The sequence below is a fragment of the Streptomyces sp. NPDC046335 genome, assembly GCF_055587985.1.
In genome coordinates, this window is the sequence record NZ_JBVJFF010000004.1 from 300,852 (window position 1) to 324,443 (window position 23,592).

Genomic DNA, 23,592 nt, shown 5'->3' on the forward strand with positions numbered 1-23,592 from the left:
CTTGATGCCGGGCTGACGTCACGCCATGGGCGGAGTGGGGCCGCCGCAACCGGCACTCCCGCGCATGCCCGTCTTGCTCGGGCACCGCAGGGTGGGGTGGGCGGGCGCGCAGGCATCGCTCGTGCCCCCGCCACCCGTCGGCCTCGCGGGAGGTGACATGAGGTGGCTCGGGTGGCCGACCGTAACTTCCGGTCGGGACAACGGCTGAGGACACCGGCTGTGGACACCGGCTCGGGCGCCCTTCACCGGGGCCTCGGCTTCGAAGGGGTGACCTCGGCGGGCCCGCCAGTGGGGCTGTGCGGCACGCTCCGGTGCCGTACGGCCCCACATATCGCGGACCTCAGCTTGCGGCGGGTTCCGGCTGCGACGGCGCGGACTTCTCCGACGGCGCGGTCACGCTGTAGAAGACGGACGAACCCTGCCGGGTGCGCTGCACCTGCGACTTGGCGACCAGCTTCTCCACCGTGGTGCGTACGACCGTGGTCTTGATGGTGCGGTCGGGGTGGGCCTCGGTGAGCGCGGAGGCGATCTCGGCGGAGGAGCGGGGCTCGCTCTGCCCGGCGAGGTGGTCGCGGATGAGCTCACCCAGCGTCGGTTCCGGCGTCCGGGCCGCGGGCACCTTCGGGGTGGCCTTGGCGGCGGCCGACTTGGTGGTGGACTTGCCCGCGGCCTTCGCCGACGGGGTCGCCGTGGCCGTGGTCGCGGACTTCTTGCGGGGAGTGCTCGCCTTCTTCGCGCGCTGCGCCTTGGGGGCCGCCTTCGCGCGAGAGGTTCCCTTCTTCGAGGCGCTCGCCGGCGCGCTGCCCGTGCCGTTGGCACCCAGCGCCTGCTGCATGTTGACCAGCAGCGAGTGGTCGTTCTCCAGCACCTGCAGTTGTTCCGTGAGCGCCGTCACCTCGGCACTGATGCGCTCCTGTTCCTTACGGTTGGCTTCGAGATCCGCGGCTACTTGCGCGGCGTACTGTCCTTGGACTCCGGCGGCGTTGGCTGGAACTTCCGACATGGCAGTGACCTTTCGTCAGCGCACGCGGGGGCGTGCGAGTGGCGGATTGGGATCGTACGCCCAGATGAGGAATCTGTGCTTCCGTACCCTTGCCCGGCTCACCCACGGCAAATCCCATCTGGCCTCGCAACGGTGATTGTCCGTGTGTGGAGTCAGGGTGGGAATAGTAAGGCTCATCGGCGCTGTCGGTGGCCGAACCGGCAGATGACAATCCTCCGGCGGCGGCGGCGTATGGCTGTGCCCGCGCCGCCCGAGGGGTGTTCCGGAGGGGTTGCACGGGTGAGTTCGGCACGCGCGCATTCCATTAACTCAGCGGTTTCACAAGCGAGTTGAGGGGCCGGGATCGCGTGGGCGGTAACCGCGTCAAGCAGAGTGATTGAGGCGGTTACCGCGTCGCGGAATGCGAAAACAAAAGTCACCCTCATCGCCGGGACGCATTGCTGGGCGACCATCGCCGGGCAACCTCACCTCACGTCACCTGGGCCACGCATATGCCATCCCGTACGCACATCAGTCCCGCCGCGCCCCCAGGGCCGGGACACGCAACGGCCTTGACGTGACCGATGTCATCGCCCGGCCGTTCAGACGGCGGACCTCCCGGGGGTGGGGCGGCGTCGGAGGGCCGGTGTGGTGAGTGCCGGCGGCGCCCACGCGCCGTCGGGGGGATAGACGTCGGTCCCGGGTGCCACGATCTCGTCGATCCGGTCGAGGGCGGCGTCGTCAAGCTGGACGGACGCACCCTTGAGCGTGTTCTGGAGCTGCTCCATCGTGCGCGGGCCGATGATGACCGAGGTGACGGCCGGGTGGGCGAGCGGGAAGGCGATCGCCAGCTCGGGCAGCGTGCAGCCGATGCCGTCGGCCACGGCGACGAGCTGCTCGACGACATCCAGCTTCGCCGCGGTCAGGGACGCCGACGGGTCGAAGCGGGCCGGGTTGAGCTTGGGGCGCCCGCTGCTCAGGTCGAGGGCCTGCCCCTTGCGGTAGCGGCCGGTCAGGAATCCCGAGGCCAGCGGGCTCCAGGTCAGGACGCCCATGCCGAGGCGCTGGGCCGTGGGAAGCACATGCCGCTCGATGCCTCGGGCCAGCAGTGAGTAGGGCGGCTGCTCGGTGCGGAACCGCTGGAGTCCGCGGCGGTCGGCGACGTGGTGCGCCTCGACGATCTCCTCGGCGGGGAAGGTGGAGCAGCCGAACGCCCTGATCTTCCCCTGCCGTACGAGGTCGGTCAGCGCGGACAGCGTCTCCTCGATGTCGGTGGTGTGGTCCGGCCGGTGCACCTGATACAGGTCGATCCAGTCCGTGCCGAGCCGCCGCAGGCTCTCCTCCACCTCCCGGACGATCCACCGCCGCGAGTTGCCGCCTCGGTTGGGGCCTTCCCCCATGTGAAAATGGACCTTGGTCGCGAGAACCACGTCGTCGCGGCGGTCCTTCAACGCCTTGCCGACGATCGTCTCGGACTCACCGGCCGAGTACATGTCGGCGGTGTCGACGAAGTTGATGCCCTCGTCCAGCGCGGCATGAATGATCCGCGCACACTCCTTGTGATCGGCGTTGCCGACGGCCCCGAACATCATGGTGCCGAGGCAGTAAGGACTGACCTCGATCCCGGTCCCACCCAGTACGCGCTGACGCATCCAACTCTCCCAACCAGTGACCTCGATGAAAGCGCCGACTGTACGAGCTGGAGTCCACTCCAGGGCAAGGGGACGCGTCGCGGTGTCCGTACCCACCAGTGATGAGGGACCGGTGTCAGCTCACTCCTGATGACTCAAGGGCGACGAGTTCGACCTCGAAGCCGTCGACGTTCTCCAGGTAGGCGGCGTACGTCTGCGGGCCGCCCGCGTGCGGATGGCGGTCGCGGAACATCAGGCTCCAGCCGTGCCTGGGAGCCTGGGACACCAGCGAGTCCACCATGGCCCGGTCCTCGACGTGGAACGCGAGGTGGTTGAGCCCTGGGCGGCACCTGTCGTGCTGGCCCGCCGTGAGGGCTGGAGACTGTTCGAGGACCAGGTAGGTGGATGCGAGGCGCCAGCTCCGGCCGTTGCTCCAGCTCTGGAACGGTGTGTGGCCGAGGGTCTCCAGCAGCCAGCCCAAGGACGCGGTGGCGTGGTCCAGGTCGGGCACCCAGAGTTCGATGTGGTGGAGCATGCCGTGGCTCGGGGTGTCCGTGGGGTGTGGTGGCCGGCGGGCGGCGTGTTGAGGGGCGGGCACGTCAGGCCTCCCGCGCGGTGCCCGTAGGTGTTGTCGGTTCCGTGGGGTGTGGGTCCTTGCGCCAGTCGTCCATGTCCAGGGCGCGGGGTTCGGGTTTGAGGTGGGTGCGGAGGGACTTCAGCTCTTGTTGCATCGCCAGAAGGCGTAAGTGCGTGGTGTAGAGGTAGTTCACCTTGGTGCGGAGGACGAGGGGGTCGACCGGTTTCAGGACGATGTCGGCCACGCCGAGTTCGAAGGCGGCCAGGGAGATCTCCCGCATCAGGCCGAAGCCCGTGATCAGGACGATGGGGATGAGCTGCGTCTGCTCAAGACGCCGCATGTAGCGGACCACGTCGAGCCCGCTGACGCCGGGCATGCGCAGGTCGAGCAGGATCAGCCCCACGTTGCCGCGCAGGACCTCCTTCAACGCCTCTTCACCACTGGTGGCCCGCGCGATCTCCACTTTGAGCGAAGCCAGTGAGCTCTCCAGCGCGAACAAGGTGTCCTCATGGTCGTCGACCACGAGAATTCTCGGATCTGGCCGCATGCTGCCCCCCTCTCCCCGGTAAACCATCTTACTGAGGCGGCAGTTGGGGAACCCCTCGGACAGGGCTTCGATCACTTCCGAGGGGCCCGCGGTACACCGCACCGGCTCAGGGCCGGGCCTCCGGTCCGACCACCAGGTGCTCCAGCACGGTGATCCCGAAGTGCGACCGCGTTCTGGGCGGCTCCACGAAACGCAGGGTCTCCCACTTCTCCCGCAGCCCTTCGAGGGCGAGCTGCGCCTCGAGGCGGGCGAGGCCCGCCCCCAGGCAGTAGTGGGCGCCGTGGCCGAAGCCGAGGTGCCGGGTGGTCCTGCGCCCGTGGTCGAGGTGGTCGGGGCGGTCGAAGACCTCCGGATCACGGTTGGCGGTGCCGAGCATGATGAGGACCAGATCCCCGGCGGAGATGCGCTTGCCCGCGACCTCGATGGTGTCCGTCGCCAGCCGCGCCACCTGCTGGACCGACGTGTCGAAGCGGAGCAGCTCCTCCACGGCGGTGCCGATGTCGGCCTCGCGCAGCCGCTCCCAGGAGCCGGAGTGCAGGATCGACCGCACGGCCTTGCCGATGAAGGACGACGTCGTCTCGAAGCCCGCGTAGACGAGGAAGGACGCCGTGGCCCAGACGTCCTGGAGCTCGATCTCGCCGTTCCGCTGGGCCGTCCGCAGCAGGTGCAGCGCCGACCCCTCGGGGAGGTCGCCCTCGAGGGCCCGGTCGATGAGGCCGGTCATGTCCTCAAGGGCCGCGTGCCCTCTGGTGACCACGTCGGGCATGTAGTCCGCCACCAGCAGGGCCGCCACGTCCAGGGCCCACGGCTCCAGGTGCGGCGCCAGGGCCGCGTCCAGGCCGAGGACGCGGCAGATGACCCGGCCCGAGAGAGGGATGGCGAGGTCCTCCATGGCGTCCAGGGAGTCACGGTCCTTGGACAGCAGCTCCTCGACCACCTCCTGGATGAAGGGCTGGTGCCCGGCGACGCGGTCGGCCGAGAACAGCGGCGCGACCAGCCGCCGGGCCCTGCGGTGCGACGGGTTGTCGTTGAACATGAACCACTTGCGCACGAGCCCCGACGTACGCGCTCCGTCACCGCTGCCGCTGCCGCTGCCGCTGCCGCTGCCGCCGCCGGCCGCCGCGTGGAGCGGGGTGCTGCCCCGCTCCGGCCATGCGGAGGACAGCGACGGATGGTGCAGCAGGGAGGTCGCCTCGCGGAATCCGGTGACGAACCACAGCTCCAGGTCCTCGTCCCAGCGGACCGGCTCGTCCTCCCGCAGTCCGAGGTAGTCACGGCATGGATCGGTCGTGGTTCCGGTGCCGCCCTGGTACGGGCACCCGGTGGGGGCTGTGCTCGCTCGACTCACTTCGGCCACCTCTGATACCTCTGCTGCCTCTGCTCGGTCGGGATGCTGTGCCGGCGCCGCGGGACGGGCGGGGCTCAGCCGTACTGTTCGGGACGGTGGAAGGCGCGGCGGTACCAGGTCAGCGGACGTGCCTCCGGCCGGAGCCGGATGTCCGTCAGCTCGCCGATGAGCAGGTCGTGGTCGCCGACCGGCACGACCTGCCGGAGGGTGCACCGGTACAGCGCGTGCGCGTCGGTGATCACGGGCAGTTCGGTGCCCGGCAGCGTGGAGACCCCCTCGCCCGCGAAGCGGTCGATGTCGCGGGTGGAGAAGCGTGTGGCGAGGTGGCGCTGGTCGTCGCCCAGGACGTTGATGACGAACTGCGGGGCGCGGGTCAGCGCGCCGTGACAGCTCGACGACCTGGCCACGGCCACGGAGACGAGCGGCGGGTCCAGGGAGACGCCGGTCACGGTGCTCGCGGTGAGCCCCCGGTTCTCGCCGTCCGCGCGCGTGGTGACGACGCAGACCGGCACCGCGAGCAGTGACATCGCCTCGCGGTAGTCCTGCGCGCTGACTGCTGTACGTCGCTGTGCGGGCACCGTCACGGGTCACACACCGAGCCGCTGTTTGATCTCGGCGAAGTACGGGATGTGCTGGTAGTCGCCCGCCTCGGTGTCGAAGACCGTGTAGGCGTTGGTGAATTCGAGGAGCTGCTTCTTCACCGCGTCCACGGGTTCGGTGTGGATCCGGCTCTCGATGGTCTGGATCTCCTTGAGGAAGGCGGCGAGCACGACGGGCAGGTCGGTGGTGAGGGTGATCCGTCCGCCGGCGAGACGGATTCCCTTGTGCTCCGAGAGGTAGTTGAACAGGAGCTGTGAGGCCACCGCGTCGTAGTTGGGGCGGGGGATTCCCTCGACGGCGTAGCGGAGGAGTCGCTCCGCGAGGATGAATTCGTAGGCCGCCATGGCCTCGGCGCGTGGCAGATTCTCGTCGTGCAGGCAGGCGAGCATTCCCGATACGTCGACGCGCAGCTCCTCAAGACCCGCGAGCGGCTTCATCTTCTTCGACGAGAGGAAGTCGGGAATGGGCATGTCGCCCTGCCGGTGGTGATATTCGTGCAGTCGCACCCACCAGGACGCGGCCTGCTCCACCTTTTCGTCGGAGGCTCCCTGCATACGCGGGAAACTGCCCGGTTCCATGACCGCGTCAATCATTTTCCGGGTTATTCGATTGTGCCGCTCGACGAACTTGTCCACGAAGTAGAAGATGAGGTCTTCCGGTTTCTGGATGCCGTCGATGTGGTTTTCTGGGAAGAGTGCGACGACCACCCGTGAATGGAATCCCTTGGTCGCTCCCGCGATGTTCACCGGCATCGTGTTGCTCGCGTACCTGTCGGCCAGATACGGGTCCGTCGGCAGCGTTTCATAAGCCAGGTAGTCCAGGCTCAGTCTGGGGAAGTAGGAGGCGTCGAAGAGCGAGAAGATGTGGTTGTCCCTGCGTGTGTTGATGTGCTCCTTGACGGCTTCGAGACGGCTCCCCTCCTTGAAGGAGCGTATGTCCTCCAACAGCGCCTGAACTGCGGGAAGACCGCGCAGGGTGCGGCTGCTCTCCAGCTTCGCGGCGAGGTTCTTGAGGGTCACTTCGTCCCGGAAGAGCGCACGCTCCGGGAGGGTCTCCCGGATCTCGTGGACCTCGGCGAATACCTCGTCCATTTCGTTCGTCCCCTCGTGTGTTGTGGTGTAGCCGGGTGGAGTGCCTGTGTGAGTCTAAGGACCGACCGGCCCGATCTCAATGAATTTCGGACAGCACTTCAAGGACCGTGGAAATGTCTGCGGACCGTCCTGGGAGCCTTGCCGATCGGGGGCGGCGCTGTTAGCTTCTAGCCCGAGATCGGCTGCGCGTGACGGCCGAATCCCTGGTCTAGCTGGAGGTTCACATGAGCGAGCAGGATCTGTTTTCCGTGGTGCTCAATGACGAGGAACAGTATTCGGTCTGGCCGCAGGGCAAGGATATACCGGACGGCTGGCGTGCGGAGGGTAAGTCCGGCACGAAGGAGGAATGCCTCAGTCATATCGCGGAGGTGTGGTCCGATATGCGGCCGTTGAGCCTGCGCCGCGCGATGGAGACGCAGGGATAGCGACATGGAAGGCACCGCGAAAGACACGAAAGACACGAAGGGCAAGAAGGGCAAGAAGGACCGGCTGATCGCCTACCGGCGTGCCGGGAACGAGTCGGCCACCCGGCTGTTCTTCCTGCCCTACGCAGGCAAGGGCGCGTCGGGCTACCGCGAGATCGCGGACAGCTTCGGCCCCGAGGTCGAGCCCGTACTGCTGCAGACCCCGGGCCGCGAGAACCGGCTCGCCGAGCCGGCCGTGGACGACATCGACGCGCTGGTGACCCAGCTCGCCACCGCGCTCCGCGGCCACCTCGACGTGCCGTTCGCCCTCTTCGGACACAGCATGGGTTCGCTGATCGCCTTCGAGCTCGCGGCCCACCTGGAGCGGACCGAGCCGGGGATTCCCGGGCCGGTCGCCCTCTTCGTCTCGGCGGAGAGTGCCCCGCATCTTCTCGTCCCTCCAGAGGTCACCGACGAACAGCTCACCGACGAGCAGTTCCTCGCGGATCCGACGCGCGTGCGGGAGAACAGCCCGCTCAGGACCGACCCGCTCTTCCTCGAACTGATGCTGCCGAGCTACCGGGCGGACTGCCGGCTCGTCGAGCGCTACGCCGCCAGGGAGAGCCACACCTCGGTGAGCTGCCCGATCTCCGCGTTCACCGGCGAGTACGACGAGGTCGTCCCGCCGGAGTCCGTGGCCGGCTGGAAGCAGCACACCACCGACCGGTTCCGCCTTCGGATGCTGCCGAGCGGCGAGGAGGCGTTCTTCGAGCCGGAGTCCTTCCCGCTGATCACCGCGGGCGTCGAGAGCGACCTGCGGGCCGCCCGGCAGTCCTGAGACGGCCGCCCCGGCCGGTGGGAGAGGCGAGCGGCCCCTCCCACCGGCCCCGGCGCCGCCGGCGCTAGCCGAGGAGATCCCCGACCTTCCGGTCCTCGCTCCCGGTCAACCGGTCGAGGGCCTTCGCCAGTTCGGCCGCCAGCTCCCGCACCACCGGCTCATCGGCCCGCGCCTCGTCATAGATCATGGCGAGCCGCAGCGGCTTGACGTCCACCGATGCGATGAGCGCGGCACCCGTCCTGGAGAACCCGGCCGTCCCGACCACCCGCAGCCCGCCCGCCGGCACGTCCTGGAACTTGTGCGGGTAGTTGTGGATGATCAGCAGGGTGTCCCAGAGGGCACCAGGGCCCCCGGCCCGCTCCTGCAGGACCCCGAGGTCGGCCGTGGACAGCTCCTTGCTGCGGGCGCCCCGCCGCTGAAGCTCCGTCAGCCAGTCGGCCACCGTCTGCCCGGGGTCGAGCCGGAGCCCGGACGGCAGCGTGCTGATCATCAGGCCCAGCATCCGCTCCACCCCGTGGACCTCGGCCTCGCGGGCGGAGAAGACCTGGCCGTACCGGACGTCGCGGGTGCCCGTACGCCGTGCGAGCACCGTCGCCCAGGCCGCCTCCATCAGTGTGCCGAGCGTCAGGCCGCGCTCCCGCGCGAACGCCTCCGCCCGCTGCGGGAGCGGGAAGCGCAGCTCCCGGTACGGCTTCGGCGACGGCCCCACCTCCGGTGAGAACACCGTCCTCGGGGACAGCCCACTGAGCTGCTCCTCCCACAGGCGCTCCGCCGACGCCCGCTGCCGGGCGGCGAGCCAGTCGACGTAGCTGCTGAAGCACTCGCGGGGCTCGGCCTGCGGCTCGGGGCGGTCGTCGCGTACCGCCGCGTGCAGGTCGAGCAGCTCGTCGTAGAGCTGGGCGAAGCTCCAGCCGTCGAGCAGCACGTTGTGCCGGGTCCACACCAGGGCCGAGCGGCGCTCGCCCAGCTTCAGTACCGTCATGCGGCTGAGCTGGTCAGCCTCGGGCGGGAAGCCCGTGCGCCACTCCTCTTCGAGCAGCTCGCGGCGCCCGCGCTCCTGCTCCTCGTCGGAGTACGCGCTCCAGTCCTCGTGGCGGAAGGACGGCTCGGCCGCGGGATGCACCGTCTGCTCGCACCGCTCAGCCAGTTCGTGCGGCGTCACCGAGGTGCGCAGCACCGGGTTGCGTTCGACCAGGCGGCGGAAGGCGGTGCGCATCGCCGCCGGGTCGAGGTCGCCCTCGATCAGCAGCTCGGCGGGCACGATGTACGCGCCCCGGCCGGGGGCCAGCGCGGCCTCGCGCAGCATCTCGCGCTGCAACGGAGTCAGCGGGAAGCGGCTGCGGCTGCCCGCGGGCACGGGCGCCGGGCCGCTCCCGCCGTCCTTCCGGGCGGCGGCCGTGGCCGCGAGCGCGGCGAGCGTCGGATGCCGGAACAGTTCGGGAACCGTCACCTCGATGCCCGCCCTGCGCGCCCGCGCCACCATCTGGATGCCCAGGATGGAGTCGCCGCCCAGCTCGAAGAAGCTGTCCTCGCGGTGGATGCGGTCGACGCCGAGCACCTCCGCCCAGGTGGCCGCGAGCATCAGCTCACGCGCCCCGAGCGGCGGCGTCGCGCCGGCGGCCGCCACCGCGCCGGGTCCCGGCCGCTCCGGTGCGGGCAGGGCGCCCCGGTCCAGCTTGCCGCTGGACAGCTTCGGCAGCCCGCCGGGCAGCTCCACGTACGCGGCGGGCACCGCGAACTCGGGCAGCCGTGCCGCGAGATGGTCCCGCAGCTCCCGCTCACCGCCCGCCGGGCCGCCGCTGTAGTAGGCGACGAGCCGCGGCCCGCCGTTGCCCTGCGCCGTCACGACCGCCGCCTCGCGGACCGCCGGGTGGGCCAGCAGGGCGGTCTCCGCCTCGCCCGGCTCCACCCGGACGCCACGGATCTTGACCTGCCGGTCGACGCGGTCCACGTACTCCAGGGCGCCGTCGGGCCGCCAGCGCGCCCGGTCGCCGGTGCGGTAGAGCCGCCCGCCCGCCGCGCCGAACGGGTCGGGGACGAACCGCTCGGCGGTCGTGCCGGGCCGCCCGCGGTAGCCGCGGGCCAGTTGGACGCCGCCGAGGTACAGCTCGCCGGGGACGCCGATCGGCTGGGGGCGCATCCGCTCGTCCAGGACGTAGCAGGTGGTGTTGGCCACGGGCCCGCCGATGGCCACGGACGCCGGTCGCCGGGGCACCGGCCAGCACGTGACGTCCACGGCCGCCTCGGTCGGCCCGTAGGCGTTGAACAGCCGTGCGTTCGGGAGCACCTGTCGCGCCCGCTCGGCCAGCGCAGGGTCGAGCGTCTCGCCGCCGCTGAACAGCACCCGCAGCCCGGTGCACCGCGCCGTCTCCGGCTCCTCGACGAAGTGCCGGAGCAGCGAGGGGACGAAGTGCGCCACGGTGACGCCGTGTTCGGCGATCAGCCGCGTCAGCTCGCCGAAGTCGCGGTGCCCCGCCGCGCTGGGCAGCACCACGGTCGCACCCATGTGCAGCGGACCGAACAGCTCCCACACCGCGTAGTCGAAGGTGGGCACCGCGTTCTGGAGGACCACGTCCGAGGCGCCGAGGCCGCAGTCCCGCCGCATCCAGCGGAGCCGGTTGACGACGGCACGGTGGGAGACCATGACGCCCTTGGGCGTACCGGTGGAGCCCGAGGTGTAGAGGACGTAGGCGAGGTTGGAGGGGCAGGGGCGGCTCCCGCGCGGTGCGGCCCGGTGGCCGTCGACGCGCCGGGCGCCCGCGGTGTCCACCAGGAGCGCCGCGCCCGCGTCGGACGTCATGAACTCCCTGCGCCGGCGCGGCCAGTCGGGGCCGAGCGGCAGATAGGCGCCGCCCGCCTTCAGTACGGCGAGCAGGGTGACCAGGAGCTGTGCCGAGCGTTCGAGGCAGACCGCGACCACGGTCTCGGGGCCTGTGCCGAGGCCGCGCAGCTCGGCGGCCAGCGCCTCGGCCTCGGCGTCGATATCGGCGTAGCTGATCCTGCGGTCGGCGCTGATCACGGCGGTGCGGTCGGGCGTCGCCCTGGCCTGCTCCTCGAACAGCTCGTGGACGCAGAGGTCGGGCCCGAGGTCCGCCGCGGTGTCGTTCCAGCCGTGCAGCACCTGCCGCAGCTCGGCCGCGGGGACGGTGTCGAGGGCGGAGAGGGGGCGGTCGGGAGCGGCCGCCACCGCTTGGAGCAGCGTGCCGAACCGGTCCGCGAAGCGGCGTACCGTCGCCTCGTCGAAGAGGGCCGTGGCGTACTCGACGTCCACGAGCAGCTCGTCGGGCGCCTCCCACACGTACAGACTGAAGTCGTACGTGGCGTGCCGGCGCGGCACCGGGAAGTGGACGCCCGTGACCTCGCCCAGGTCGGCGCGGATGGCGGGCGGTGTCGGCTGGGAGACCAGCGTGGTGGAGAACAGCGGGGGCCGTGAGCCGTCCCGCCGGATGTCCAGTGCGCCGAGCATCCGGCCGAACGGCACGTCGCTGTGCGCCATCGCGCCGAACCCGGCCTTCCGGGTGCGGTCGAGCAGCTTCCGGAAGGTGGGGTCGCCGCCGAGGTCGCCGCGGAAGGGCACCATGTTGACCAGCGCGCCCACCATCCGTTCGAGGCCGGGCCGCGACCGCGAGGTCACCGGCGAACCGACCACCACGTCCTCGCTCCCCGCCCAGCGGCCGAGCAGCACCTGGAACGCGGCCATCAGCACCGTGAAGCGCGTCGCCCGCTGCTCGCGCGCGAGGGCGTCGAGACCGTCCCGCACACCGCCGGGCACGGAGAAGCGGAACCTGCGCCCCGAGGTGTCGCGCACCTCGGTCCGCGGCCGGTCGAGCGGCAGCTCCAGATCGGCGGCGCCAGCCAACTGGCGGGTCCAGTAAGTGAGTTGCGCGTCCAGGTCGAGGCTCTGCTGCTGGAGGGTGTACCGCGCGTACGAAGGGGCCGCGCCGGGCGGCTCGCGGTCCGCGTAGAGATCGGCCAGCTCCGCGCAGAGCACCTCCATCGTCGGCCCGTCGGCGACGATGTGGTGGGAGTACAGCAGGAAGACGTGGTCGGTCAGGGAGAGCCGCACGAGGTGCGGGCGCAGCAGCGGACCGACGGCCAGGTCGAAGGGCTCGGCGAGACGGTCGAGGGCGTAGGCGCGCACCTCGTCCTCGTCCCCGGCGTCATACCGCGCCAACGCGAGCGCGGGCGCCGCCTCCGCGGGCCGGATCACCTGGGACGGGCGGCCGTCGGGACCGGCGGGGAAGCAGGTGCGCAGCGCCTCGTGCCGCACCACGAGCCGGTCGACGGCCGACTGGAGCCGCGCGGCGTCCAGCGGGCCGCTCAGGCGCAGCGAGAGCAGCTCGGTGTAGGCGAGGTTGCCCGGGGTGACCTGCTCGGCGACCCACTGGGCCTCCTGCTCGGGGGAGAGCGGCAGTTCCTCCGGCACGGCCTCCGCCCGCACCGCGCGAGCGGTGGGCGCGGGCAGCTTCGCCACGGCCTCCACCAGGGCGTCGCTGAACTCATCCAGCTCGGGGTGGAAGAAGAGCAGCGTGAGCGGCAGCTCCTCGCCGAACCTCCCCCGCAGGTCGGCCATCAGGCGTGCGCCGCCGATCGAGTCGCCGCCCAGCTCGAAGAAGTCGGCGTCGTCGGCGAGCCCGGTCGTGCCCAGCTCCTTCTCCCAGGCGCTGACGGCGGCGGCCCTGACGTCCGCCTCCGCGGCGCCCCCGGGTGCGGACCCGGACGGTGTGGACTGCGTGTCCATGGAGTCCTTCCTCATCGACGGTCCTGCGGGGGGCCCTCGGAGCCTAGGTGGGCCTCCAGTTGGTCCACGTCTACGTGGTAGCGGGTGGAAGAGGTGCCGGGGAGGTCACCGATGCGGGTGTCCGGGTCGGCCACGGCCGCGGCGAGCATGGTGGCGAACGTCTCGATGCCCTCGACGACCGTGTCGTGGTCGAACAGGTCCGTGGCGTACTCGAACCGCCCGAAGGCGCCGAGCCTGCTGTCCCACAGCGTCAGCGTGCTGTCGTACAGGGAGGTCCGCGGGTCGGTGTCGATGGGGTTGAGCCGGAGCCCGGACATCTCGAACGGGTCGTTCCAGGGCAGGAAGAGATAGCGGAGCCGGAACAGCGGGGTCCAGGAGATGTCGCGGTGCGGGGCGATCCGGTCGATCAGCGACTGGTAGGGCGCCTCCGCGTGGGACAGCGCGCCCGACACCGTCCGGCGTACGTCGGCGAGGGCGTCGCGGAAGGTCTGCTCAGGGCGCAGCCGGGTGCGCAGCAGCATCGGCCGGAGCAGCAGCCCGAGCAGGTTGTCGGGCGTGCGGTCGCGGTTGGCGGTCGGGGAGCCGAGCACCAGGTCGCTCTCGCCCGTCGTCCGGCCCAGCGAGGCGGCGAGCGCGGTGTAGGCCGTCATGAACGGCGTGACGCGCGCGGCCCTGCTGAGCGCGTTGAGCCGGGCGGTGGTCTCGTCGGGGAACAGCATCCAGGCGCGGTGGCCCTCGAAGGTCGGCACCGCCGGGCGTTCACCGCCCAGGGACTCCTTCAGGGGGAAGGTCGCCGGGTCGGGGGCGCCCGCGAGCTGCTTGTCCCAGTACGCCAGTTGGTCGTCAAGGAGCCCGTCGCGCAGCCGGGCGCGCTCCCGCTCGGCGAAGACGCGGTAGGGGACGGGAGGCGGCAGATCGGGGGTGCGGCCTCGCAGCAGCGCCCCGTAGACGGTGAACAGCTCCTTGAGGAAGACGGTGAACGACACCCAGTCGGTGACCATGTGGTTCTTGACCGCCGCGAGCTGGAACTCCTCGGCGCCCAGCGTGATCAGCGCGAGCCGCACCGGGGGCAGGCCGTCGGGGAAGGGCCGCCGGGCCAGTTCGGTGCGCACGGCACGCGCGGCGCGCACCCGTTCGGCCGGGGGCACATCGGTGACGTCGTGCCGCTCCAGGCCCACGGGGAACTCGCCGGGCGCCCCGATCCGCTGGAAGGGTTCACCGCCCGCCGTCTCGCCGAAGGCCGTGCGCAGCACCTCGTGCCTGCCCACCACCGTGCGCAGCGCCTCTTCGAGCAGCTCGGGCCTGAGCGGACCGCGGATGCGCAGCCCGGTGGTCACGTAGTTGGCGGGCCCCGGCGGCAGGGCCTTCTGCATCCGGTGCATCCGCTCCTGGTCGATGCCGAGCGGGGCGGTGGTGACCGGGGAGGTGACGGAAGGGGCGACGAGGGAGCCGGCGCCGGGTCCTGCCGCGTAGGTCTCCTGCACGCCCGCGAGCAGGTCGATGCTCCGCTGCGCCTGCTCCAGCGGCACGCCGAAGTCCACCAGGCAGGCCGCCTCGTCGACGCCGATCTCCGCGAGGCGGTCGAGCAGCGGGCGCACGGTCCGCGGTGAGCCGATCAGCGCGGTCTGGTGGGCGTAGCGCTCGTAGGCGAAGTCGAGCTGCGCCTCGATGTCGGCGCCGCCCGCGTCCGCGCCGGAACCGCCGATCATGTCGCTCTGCTGTCCCAGATAGCCGCGCAGATACTCGCGCAGCGGCTCACGGCAGCGCTCGCGCGCGGCGGCCGCGTCCTCCTCCAGATAGGTGTGGAGCATGACGCTGACCACACCGGCGTCGGGATCGTGGCCGTGGGCGGCGCGCTCCTTCCTGTACAGCGCGATGTTGGCGGCCAACTGGTCGGTCTCGGTGCCGATGAGCCCGGTCAGGATGTTCGCGCCGAGCCTGCCCGCCTGCACATAGGTGTCGGCGTTGCCCGACGCGGTGATCCAGAAGGGGAGTTCACGGGTCACCGGGCGGGGATGGAGGGTGGGTGTGATCTCCGTGCCCTCGGGGCCGGGGAACGACACCTCCTCGCCGCGCCACAGCTTCTGCACCACCGGGATGGTGTCCCAGGTGTACTGGCGGCGGTCCGCGTACTTCTCCGGGGCGATGACGAAGTCGGTGCCGTGCCAGCCGGTGGCGAAGGAGATGCCGGCCCGGCCGCCGGAGAGGTTGTCGATGACCGACCAGTCCTCGACCACACGCACCGGGTGGTGCAGCGGCAGCACCAGGCTCCCGGCCCGGATCTGGACGTTCTCCGTGGCGGACGCCAGCGCGGCGCCCAGGACGGAGGGGTTGGGGTAGATGCCGCCGAAGTCGTGGAAGTGCCGCTCGGGCGTCCACACCGCGGCGAAGCCGAGCCGGTCGGCCTGGCGGGCCGTCTCCATCAGGAAGCGGTACGGCTGCTCCTTGTCCCCCGCGGTGTTGGCGAAGTAGAAGAGGCCGAACCGCAGCGGGCGCCTGGCCGGCCCGACGGCGGCGGCACGGGTGCGCAGCCGCTCGGTGAGCGCGGCCCGCTGCTCGGGGGAGAGGGCGGCGAGCCGGTCCCGCAGCGCGCTCTTGGCGTCCTCGTGTCCGGGCGGGGTCATGCCTTCGCTCCTTCCGCACCGACGGTGCCGAGCAGCCCGAGGAGTTCGTCCTCCGGGAGCCCTTCCAGTTGGGCCAACAGTTCGTCTAGCTCGTCGGGCTCGGGGAGGCCGGCGTTCGCGGTGCCCTGGCTGCCGCCGTCGATGAGCGCGGCCAGTTCGGAGACCTGTGGCGCCTCGAAGAGATAGCGCACGGGGAAGTCGCTGTTGAGCTGCTTGCGCAGCCGGTGCACGAGCTCCGCCGCGAGCAGCGAGGTGCCGCCGAGGCCGAAGAAGTCGTCGTCGAGGGCGATCTCGTCGACGCCGAAGGCCTCGACGAAGGCGGCCCGCACGATCTCCTCGGTACGGCTGCCGGGCCCGGCGGGCGCGGACGTCTCCAGCGGAGCCGGGACGGCCTCGGTGGCGTCTGTGGTGCCGGGGGCCACGGCCGTCGCCTGTCCACGGGCCGGGGCGTCCAGCCAGTAGCGGTCCCTGGCGAAGGGATAGCCGGGCAGTTCGGCGTGGCTCCGCCGCTCCCCGTCGTAGTACGCGGCCCAGTCGATCTCGGCACCGGCCTCCCACGCCTGGCCGAGCGCGCCGAGCAGTTGGGCGTCCGGCGTCGCGGTGCCGGTCAGCGGGAGCGAGGCGATGGGCGCGTGCCGCAGGGCGCGCAGATGCCTGCGGGCCAGCTCCGACATGCCCTTGCCCGCGCCGACCTCCACGAAGAGCGTGTCCTGCCGGGCGGCCATGAGGTCCAGTCCGGCGCCGAAGCGGACCGTCCCGCGCGCCTGCGCCGACCAGTACCCCGGGTCGCACGCCTGCTCGGCGGTGATCGGCTGCCCCGTCAGACAGGAGACGAACGGCACCGCGGGCTCGCGCAGGCGCACGGCGCGCACCTCACGCTCGAACGCGGCCAGCATCGGGTCAAGCATCGCCGAGTGGAAGGCGTGCGAGGTGTGCAGCAGCCCGCACTGCACGCCCCGGGCGGCGAGGCCGCCGCGCAGTTCCTCGATGGCCTCCCGCGTCCCCGAAAGGACGCACTGGCGCGGCCCGTTGACCGCGGCGAGGTCGACGTGCGCGGCCCGTGCCTGTGCCGCCGCCTCGTCCTCGGGCAGCGCCACGGCGAGCATGCTCCCCCGGGGCAGCGCGGCCATCAGCCGGCCGCGGGCGGCCACCAGACGCAGCGCCTCGGGCAGGCCGAAGACACCGGCCAGGCAGGCGGCGACGTACTCGCCGATGCTGTGCCCCGCCATCGCCCGCGGGGTGAGGCCCCACTCCTGCCACTGCCGGGCCAGCGCGTAGGAGAACGCGAACAGCGCGGGCTGGGCCTTGTCGGTGCTGTTCAGGGCGTCCGCGTCGGCGGCCGGGTCGAGCAGCAGGTCCCGCAGCTCCACGCCCTCGCCGCGCAGCAGCTCCACGCAGGTGTCGAGCTCCCGGCGGAAGCGCGGGGCCACCTGGTGCAGTCCCGCGGCCATGCCCGGCCGCTGGGCGCCCTGCCCGGGGAAGAGGAACACCGGCGACGGCGGCTCACCGGCGATCCTGATGCGCCGGGTGTCCACGTCCCGCAGGCGCGCCCCGGCCTCATCGGCGTCGGCGGCGACCACGGCGAGCCGGTGCGGGAGGAGCCGCCGTCCGGTGGCCAGGGTGTGGGCCGCGTCCGCCAGTTGGGCGGGGGCCGTCTCCGGCTCGTCGAGCGCGTCGGCGACGCGCAGCCGCCAGCGTTCGAGGGCGTCCTCGTCGGCCGCGGACAGGACGAGCAGTTCGCGCCCGCGCGGCGTCGGGGTGCCGGTGGCGGGGGCGGGGGCCTGTTCCAGGACGACGTGGGCGTTGGTGCCGCCGACGCCGAAGGAGCTGACCCCGGCCCGCCGGGGCGTGTCCCCGGCCGGCCACACGGTGCTCTCGGTCGGCACGTAGAAGGGGGAGTCCTCCAGTTCCAGGAGCGGGTTGGGCTTCTCGAAGTACGGGCTCGGCGGGATGACGCCGTCCCGTACGGCCAGCGCCGCGCGGATCAGCCCGGCCACACCGGCTGCCGCGTCCAGGTGGCCGATGGTGGCCTTCGCCGAGCCGAGCGCGATCCGCCGGCCCGACCGGGCCCCGTCGTCGGCGGCCCCGCCCGCGGTCACGCCGTAGGCGCTGCGCAGCGCCTCGATCTCGATGGGGTCGCCGATCCGGGTGCCGGTGCCGTGTGTCTCGACGTACCCGACGGTGTGGGGCGCCACGTCACCCAGCGCCATCGCGTCGCGGACCGCGGTGGCCTGGCCCTCGACGCTGGGCGCGGTGAAGCCGACCTTGGCCGCGCCGTCGTTGTTGATGGCCGAGCCGCGGATCACCGCGTACACCCGGCGGCCATCCGCCACGGCGTCGTCGTAGCGCTGGAGCAGCACCGCGCCCGCACCGCTGCCGCCGACGGTGCCCTCGGAGCGGTGGTCGAAGGGGCGGCAGTGCCCGTCGGGGGAGCCGATGCCGCCTTCCTTGTACAGATAGCCGACGCGGTGGGGCAGTTCGATGGTGGAGCCGCCCGCGAGCGCGATGTCGCTCTCGTGCGAGAGCAGGCTCTGCACGGCCAGGTGGACGGCGACCAGCGACGCGGAGCAGGCGGTCTGCACGCTGACCGCGGGCCCGCGCAGACCGAGGCGGTAACTGGCGGCGGTGGCGAGGAAGTCCTTGTCGTTGAGGATGCGCCCTTCGAGCATGTTGAGCGAACCGCCGAGGGCGGGCACCGCGTTCAGCCACAGGTACCGGGTCATGCCGGCCGCGCCGAACACGGCGGCGCGCTCGCGGTAGCGGTCCGGGTCGCAGCCCGCGTCCTCCAGCGCCTCCCAGGCGCACTCCAGGAAGACGCGGACCTGCGGGTCCAGCAGGCGGGCCTCGCGCGGCGTGTAGCCGAACGCCTTGGCGTCGAACCGGTCGTGGCCCTCCAGGGGCATGCCCGACCGTACGTAGTCCGGGTCGTCGACGAGCGCGGGGTCCTCGCCCGCGGCGATCAGCTCGTCACGGCCGTACTCCACGAGCGCCTCGGTGCCCGCCACGGCCCGGCGCCAGAACGCGGGGACGCTGTCACTGCCGGGGAAGCGCCCGGCCATGCCCACGATCGCGATCAGGTCCTCGGTGTCCGTTGCGTCCGTTGCGTCCGTCTGATCCGTCATCTCTCCCATGTCTCCCCCGTCAGTCATCTGTCCCCGCCCTTCCTGCGCCGGTGGAACCGGCTCCGCGCGCTGCGCCGCTGGTCCTGGTCCTGGTCCCGGTCCCGCTCGTCGGCCGGAGCCGGGCGGTCCTCCCGCGCCTCTCCCGCCTCGCCCAGGTGAGCGGCGAGCGCGGCGATCGTCGGGTACGCGAAAAGATCCACCAGGCGCGGCGGCTTGATCCCGGCGCCAAGACCGGCGAGGCGCGCGTGCACCCGGATGAGCAGCAGGGAGTTGCCTCCCGCGTCGAAGAAGTTCTTGTGGATGCCGATCCGCTCGACCCCGAGCACCGCACACCACACCTCGGCCAGGCGCTGCTCCAGCTCGTTGCGGGGCGGCACCTCGGCGACGGCCGCCCGCGCGGTCTCCCGCCCCGCCGGCGCGGCGGCCAGCGCCCTGCGGTCCACCTTGCCGTTCGGTGTGAGCGGGAAGGCGGTCAGGGTGGTGAGGTGCTCGGGGACCATGTAGCCGGGCAGGCAGCGCGCCAGGTGCTCGCGGAGCCGGTCCAGGTCGGGCGGGTCGCCGACCGGCGTGGCGGCGGGCAGGCCGGTGTCCGCGAGGCCGGGCCTGCGGCCGTAGACGATCCCCACCTCCAGCTCGTCGAGGATGGTCCGGGTCGCGGTCTCGAAGCCGTTCTTCTCCAGCACGGCCAGGACCTCGGCGCGCCGGTCGTCGCCCTCGATCTCCACGGCGACCTGCCGCACCCGGAGCCAGTCGGCGTCGTCGAGCCCGGCGAGCACGTCGAGTTCGGCGCGCTCCACGTCGACCTTCAGCAGGTCCACATCGGCGAGTCGCTGTTCGGCGATCACCTCGTGCAGGGTGGTGAGCCGGCAGGTGAACCGCTCGTTGCGGTACTGGTCGGCGAGGAAGTCCTCGACGTCCGCGGCGTCGGCCGTGGGCATGAGCACCGCCGCCCGCCTGCGGTCGGCCTCCGGGTCGGCGTAGCGGCCGGAGAGTCCGGTCAGCGCCGGGTAGTAGGTGAACTCCGCGGTGCCGGGGGTGTCGGAGAGGCCCGCGTTGACCAGGACGGCGTCGATGCCGTTGGCCCGCACGGTGCGCCTCAGCCGGTCGAAGGTCGGCGGGATCGGCTCGACGGAGACGATCCGCGCGGGGCGGCAGCCGCGGTGCACCCACAGCGTGGTGCCGCCGACGTTGGCGCCCGCGTCGAGCACGGTCATGCCGTCCCACAGCCGCAGGAAGCCGTCGCCCAGGTAGTCGCCGTCCTCGAAGATCTCCTTGTGGATCTCGGCGGCGGCCCGGTGGTCCCCGGTGGCGACCACGCCGCCGAGCGGCAGTGGGATCAGCTCGGGGTCGTCGCCGTCCCCGGCGGTGAGCGCGGCGCCCCGGGGCCGTAGCCACCCGGCGAGCGCCGCGCGGTCACCCTCGCCGACCACGCCGACGACGGCGCGGTCCACGCCGGGGAAGGCCTCGATGTGCGCCTCGATCTCCCCGAGTTCGATGCGCCGGCCGCGCAGCTTGACCTGGTCGTCGAGGCGTCCGCGGTACTCCAGGGTCCCGTCGGGGCGCAGCACGGCGAGGTCGCCCGTGCGGTACAGGCGGCCGCCGGGCGGCCCGAACGGGTCGGGCACGAACCGCTCCGCGGTCAGCTCAGGGCGCCTCCAGTAGCCGCGCACCACGCTGTCGCCGCCGATCAGGAGTTCACCCGGGGTGCCGACGGGCACCGGCTCACCCCGTGGGTCCACCAGGTGGAAGCGGGTGTTGGCCACGGGCCGCCCGATCGGTGGCGGCCCGTCCCCGGTCACCGGGTGGGTGCTCGACCAGATGGTGGTCTCGGTGGGCCCGTACATGTTGAGCAAGCGGCCCATCAGCACCTCGGTGAGCCGCCCCGCGAGCGCGGCGGGGAAGGCCTCCCCGCCGATCACGAGCTGCTCCAGCTTCCCGAGGGTCGCGAGGCCCGCGTCCGTCTCGGCCAGTGCGAGCGCGAGGGACGGCGTGCACTGAAGGTGTGTGACGCCGTGCCGGGTGAGCTGGGCCAGTACCGACTGGTCCTCCTCCGGGCCGGGCGCTGCGACCGCGGTGGCCCACTGGGCGCGCAGCCGGTCGAGCTGGGGCAGGGAGGCGAGGACCTGCTCGGGGTCGATGCCGAAGTCGATCAGGCAGGCGATCTCGTCGACCCCGGAGCCCGCGATCCGCTCGACCATCGGCCCGCAGGACGCGGGGGAGCCGATGAGGCCCGCCTCGTCGGCGAAGCGGTCGTAGTAACGCTCCAGGAGCACATCAAGCTCCTCCTGCGCGAGCGCCTCGATGTCCGCCGCGTCCTCACCGCTGAGCAGCCGCTTCACCAGCCCCAGCGAGCTGCGCAGATAACCGACGAAGGGCTTCCTGGCCCGCTCGCGCACCGCTCGGGCGTCCTCGCCGACGGCCGTGTGCACCATCAGCGCGACCCGTCCCCTGCCGGGATGGCCCGCCGCGTCCCAGGCCGCGCGGTAGCGGGCCACCTTCTCGGCCAGCTCCTCCAGGCTCTGGCCGAGAAGGTGGGTGAGGAGGCCGACGCCCGCGCGGCCCGCCGCCTCGAAGGTGGCCACGTCGCCGGAGGAGGTGAGCCAGACGGGCAGTTCACCGCGGGCCGGGCGCGGATGGGACGCCACCTGGATGGTGGCCCCCGCCCCGTTGACCCGCTCGACCTTCTCGCCGCGCCACAGGGCGCGCACGGTGTCCATGCCCTCCATGAGGTGCCGCTTGCGGTCGGCGTGCCGGTCGGGGGCGAGCACGAAGTCGTCGGCCAGCCAGCCGGAGGCGAAGGACACCTCCGCGCGGCCGCCGGAGACACCGTCCACCACCGCCCACTCCTCGGCCACCCGCAGCGGGTCCTGGAGCGGCAGCACCACGCTGCCCGCGCGCACCGCGATCCGCGAGGTCACCGCGGCGACGGCGGCGCCGGTCACGGACGGGTTGGGGTACAGCCCGCCGAAGGGGTTGAAGTGCCGCTCGGGCGTCCACACCCCGGCGAAGCCGTGCTCGTCGGCGAACTTGGCGCCCTCAAGGAGCAGCCGGTAGGGCTCGGGGCCCTGCTCGCCCTCCGCGCTGGCGAAGTAGAACAGGCTGAAGTCCACCGCGGGACGCGGCGCCGCCCGCTCCTCGCCCTGGATGACGACGGTGACGCCGCGCGCCAGCGTCCAGAGCAGTTCGAGCCCGGCTATGTCGAAGGAGACGCTGGTGGTCGCCAGCCACACCGAGCCCTCGGCCGCGGTGATGTGCTCGTCCATCGCGTACAGGAAGTTGGTCAGGGCGCGGTGCGGCACCGTGACGCCCTTGGGGGTGCCGGTGGAGCCCGAGGTGTAGATGACGTACGCGGGGTTCTCCGGCAGCACGGCGGAGGTCACGGGCCCCTGCCCGGCGTCGTCCCCGTCCTGCGCGTCCACACCGGTCAGCACGATGGCGGCCCCGGAGTCGGAGAGCATCTGCTGTCTGCGCCGCTCGGGGTAGTCGGGGTCCACCGGCACGTATCCGGCGCCCGTTTTCAGCACCGCGAGCAGCGCGACCGGCAGGTCCCCGGTGCGCCGCATCGCGACGGCGACCAGGTTCTCGGGGCCCGCTCCCCTGGCGGCCAGCGACCTGGCGAGCCGGTCGGCGCGGGCGTCGAGTTCGGCGTAGCTGAGCCGGACGTCGCCGTGCACCACGGCGGTGGCGTCCGGGGTGCGCCGGGCCTGCTCGGCGATCCGCTCGTGCACCAGCTCGGCGCGGGGCACCTCCCGCGCGGTGTCGTTCAGGCACCGGACGGCATCGGCGTCGGCGGCGGTGGCCAGCGGGAGCCGGTCGACGGGCGTGCCCGGCCGGTCGACGGCACCGGCCAGCAGGGTGGTGAACTGCTCGGCGTACCGCTCGACGGTGGCGGCGTCGAACAGGTCGGTGTTGTACTCGATGACCCCGGTCGCGCCGGTGGCGTGCCGCTCCACCGTGAGGATCAGGTCGAGCGGGACCGTGCCGAGGTCGAGCGGCACCTGCTCGACGTCGAGACCGGGCAGCCGCAGGGTGCGGCCCTCGCTCTCGTACCAGGCGAACATGAGCTGGACGATGGGGGAGTGGCTGAGCTGCCGGGACGGCTGGAGGTCGTCGACCAGCTTCTCGAAGGGCACTTCGGCGTACGGGTAGCAGGCGAGGGCGTCCGCGCCCACCCGGTCGACGAGCTCGCCGAACGACCACGCGCCGTCCACCCGGCTGCGGATGGGAAGGGTGTTGGTGAAGGAGCCCACCACCCGCTCCAGCTCGGGGTCGGGCCGGTCGGTGACCGGGGTGCCCACGATCAGGTCGTCGCGCCCGGTGGCGCGGTGCACGAACGCGAGGAACCCGGCGAGCATGGTCATGAACGGGGTGGCCCCGCGCTCCGCGCCGAACCGTACGACGGCCGAGGCAAGTTCCTCGCCGAGCTCGAAGCGGTGGGTGGCGCCCGTGTAGCTCTGCACGGCCGGGCGGGTGTGGTCGGCGGGCAGTTCGAGGAGCTCGGGGACGCCCGCGAGGTGTTCGCGCCAGAAGCCGAGCCCCTCGTCAAGGGCCTCGCCCGTGAGCTGCTCGCGCTGCCATGTCGAGTAGTCGGCGTAGTGCAGGGCGGGCTCATCGGGGATCCTGCCGCCGCCGTAGAGCGTGCTCACCTCCTCGGCGATCAGCTCCATCGACGCCCCGTCGGCGACGATGTGGTGCACGGCGATGAGCAGCGCGTGGTCGTCGGCGCCGAGCCGGACGAGCACCGCGCGCAGCAGCGGCGCACGGCCCAGGTCGAAGGGGCGGGCGGCCACCTCGCGCAGCAGCGAGGGCAGCTCGTCCTCGGTGGACTCCAGGTGTTCCAGGACGACTTCGGCGGTGTCCTCCACCACCTGGAAGGCGCTGCCCGACACCTCGGCGAAGCGGGTGCGGAGCGCCTCGTGGCGGGCCACCACGGCGGCGACGGCCGAGGTCAGCGCGGCCTCGTCCAGCGGGCCGCGCAGCCGTACCGCCACGTGCACCAGGGGGGACGCCGCGTCGGGCGCCATCCGCGCCAGGAACCAGAAGCGTTCCTGGGAGAAGGACATTCGGGCACTGCGTGTCTCCGACAT

Annotated in this window: 13 protein-coding genes; 2 read left to right on the forward strand and 11 right to left on the reverse strand. The window is 72.1% G+C overall.

Annotation, left to right across the window (positions count from 1 at the left end; translation table 11 throughout):
* Window positions 1-340: 340 nt before the first annotated feature.
* The 7 genes from ACZ6JY_RS10910 to ACZ6JY_RS10940 all read right to left on the reverse strand — a co-directional run bounded on the left by ACZ6JY_RS10910 (window position 341) and on the right by ACZ6JY_RS10940 (window position 6,776).
* Window positions 341-1,003, reverse strand: coding sequence for a hypothetical protein (locus ACZ6JY_RS10910; protein WP_469194457.1), 663 nt, complete (start codon window positions 1,001-1,003; stop codon window positions 341-343).
* 581 nt (window positions 1,004-1,584) lie between these two features.
* On the reverse strand, window positions 1,585-2,634 hold the full coding sequence (locus ACZ6JY_RS10915) for an aldo/keto reductase (protein WP_469194459.1): 1,050 nt from the start codon (window positions 2,632-2,634) through the stop codon (window positions 1,585-1,587).
* 115 nt (window positions 2,635-2,749) lie between these two features.
* Window positions 2,750-3,148 (reverse strand): VOC family protein, encoded by a 399-nt coding sequence (locus ACZ6JY_RS10920; protein ID WP_469195028.1) that lies wholly within the window; start codon window positions 3,146-3,148, stop codon window positions 2,750-2,752.
* A gap of 64 nt (window positions 3,149-3,212) precedes the next feature.
* Window positions 3,213-3,737, reverse strand: a complete 525-nt coding sequence (locus tag ACZ6JY_RS10925; protein ID WP_469194461.1) for a response regulator — start codon at window positions 3,735-3,737, stop codon at window positions 3,213-3,215.
* A 106-nt stretch (window positions 3,738-3,843) separates the two neighbouring features.
* Window positions 3,844-5,085 (reverse strand): cytochrome P450, encoded by a 1,242-nt coding sequence (locus ACZ6JY_RS10930; RefSeq protein WP_469194463.1) that lies wholly within the window; start codon window positions 5,083-5,085, stop codon window positions 3,844-3,846.
* Window positions 5,086-5,159: 74 nt separating this feature from the next.
* Window positions 5,160-5,669 carry a flavin reductase family protein gene (locus ACZ6JY_RS10935; RefSeq protein ID WP_469194465.1) on the reverse strand — a complete coding sequence of 170 codons (510 nt, stop codon included), beginning with the start codon at window positions 5,667-5,669 and terminating at the stop codon, window positions 5,160-5,162.
* Between the two features lie 3 nt (window positions 5,670-5,672).
* The gene (locus ACZ6JY_RS10940) at window positions 5,673-6,776 is read right to left on the reverse strand and encodes a DUF6421 family protein (protein ID WP_469194467.1); all 1,104 of its coding nucleotides are present in this window, start codon (window positions 6,774-6,776) and stop codon (window positions 5,673-5,675) included.
* Window positions 6,777-7,000: 224 nt separating this feature from the next.
* Here ACZ6JY_RS10940 and ACZ6JY_RS10945 point away from each other — a divergent pair, with 224 nt between their 5' ends.
* Entirely contained in the window at window positions 7,001-7,201 is a 201-nt protein-coding gene (locus ACZ6JY_RS10945) for an MbtH family protein (protein WP_469194469.1), read from the forward strand.
* Between the two features lie 4 nt (window positions 7,202-7,205).
* Complete coding sequence (locus ACZ6JY_RS10950) at window positions 7,206-8,018, forward strand: thioesterase II family protein (protein ID WP_469194471.1); 813 nt, start codon at window positions 7,206-7,208, stop codon at window positions 8,016-8,018.
* A gap of 64 nt (window positions 8,019-8,082) precedes the next feature.
* Here ACZ6JY_RS10950 and ACZ6JY_RS10955 read toward each other — a convergent pair whose 3' ends face one another.
* From ACZ6JY_RS10955 to ACZ6JY_RS10970, 4 genes are read right to left on the reverse strand one after another with little or no spacing between them, the layout of a single operon-like run.
* A complete protein-coding gene (locus tag ACZ6JY_RS10955; protein ID WP_469194473.1) occupies window positions 8,083-12,759 on the reverse strand; it encodes a non-ribosomal peptide synthetase in 4,677 nt (1,558 codons plus the stop codon).
* A gap of 11 nt (window positions 12,760-12,770) precedes the next feature.
* A complete protein-coding gene (locus tag ACZ6JY_RS10960) occupies window positions 12,771-15,383 on the reverse strand; it encodes a MupA/Atu3671 family FMN-dependent luciferase-like monooxygenase (protein WP_469194475.1) in 2,613 nt (870 codons plus the stop codon).
* Window positions 15,380-18,505, reverse strand: coding sequence for a type I polyketide synthase (locus ACZ6JY_RS10965; protein WP_469194477.1), 3,126 nt, complete (start codon window positions 18,503-18,505; stop codon window positions 15,380-15,382). The genes ACZ6JY_RS10960 and ACZ6JY_RS10965 overlap by 4 nt, the downstream gene beginning before the upstream one ends.
* Before the next feature lie 23 nt (window positions 18,506-18,528).
* The gene (locus ACZ6JY_RS10970; protein WP_469194479.1) at window positions 18,529-23,592 is read right to left on the reverse strand and encodes a MupA/Atu3671 family FMN-dependent luciferase-like monooxygenase; all 5,064 of its coding nucleotides are present in this window, start codon (window positions 23,590-23,592) and stop codon (window positions 18,529-18,531) included.

Bases quoted from the DNA above. Each gene is read 5' to 3' on its own strand.
- ACZ6JY_RS10910 (WP_469194457.1), bottom strand. From the start codon at position 1,003: ATGTCGGAAGTTCCAGCCAACGCCGCCGGAGTCCAAGGACAGTACGCC.
- ACZ6JY_RS10915 (WP_469194459.1), bottom strand. From the start codon at position 2,634: ATGCGTCAGCGCGTACTGGGTGGGACCGGGATCGAGGTCAGTCCTTAC.
- ACZ6JY_RS10920 (WP_469195028.1), bottom strand. From the start codon at position 3,148: ATGCTCCACCACATCGAACTCTGGGTGCCCGACCTGGACCACGCCACC.
- ACZ6JY_RS10925 (WP_469194461.1), bottom strand. From the start codon at position 3,737: ATGCGGCCAGATCCGAGAATTCTCGTGGTCGACGACCATGAGGACACC.
- ACZ6JY_RS10940 (WP_469194467.1), bottom strand. From the start codon at position 6,776: ATGGACGAGGTATTCGCCGAGGTCCACGAGATCCGGGAGACCCTCCCG.
- ACZ6JY_RS10945 (WP_469194469.1), top strand. From the start codon at position 7,001: ATGAGCGAGCAGGATCTGTTTTCCGTGGTGCTCAATGACGAGGAACAG.
- ACZ6JY_RS10950 (WP_469194471.1), top strand. From the start codon at position 7,206: ATGGAAGGCACCGCGAAAGACACGAAAGACACGAAGGGCAAGAAGGGC.
- ACZ6JY_RS10955 (WP_469194473.1), bottom strand. From the start codon at position 12,759: ATGGACACGCAGTCCACACCGTCCGGGTCCGCACCCGGGGGCGCCGCG.
- ACZ6JY_RS10960 (WP_469194475.1), bottom strand. From the start codon at position 15,383: ATGACCCCGCCCGGACACGAGGACGCCAAGAGCGCGCTGCGGGACCGG.
- ACZ6JY_RS10965 (WP_469194477.1), bottom strand. From the start codon at position 18,505: ATGACGGATCAGACGGACGCAACGGACGCAACGGACACCGAGGACCTG.
- ACZ6JY_RS10970 (WP_469194479.1), bottom strand. From the start codon at position 23,592: ATGTCGGAGACACGCAGTGCCCGAATGTCCTTCTCCCAGGAACGCTTC.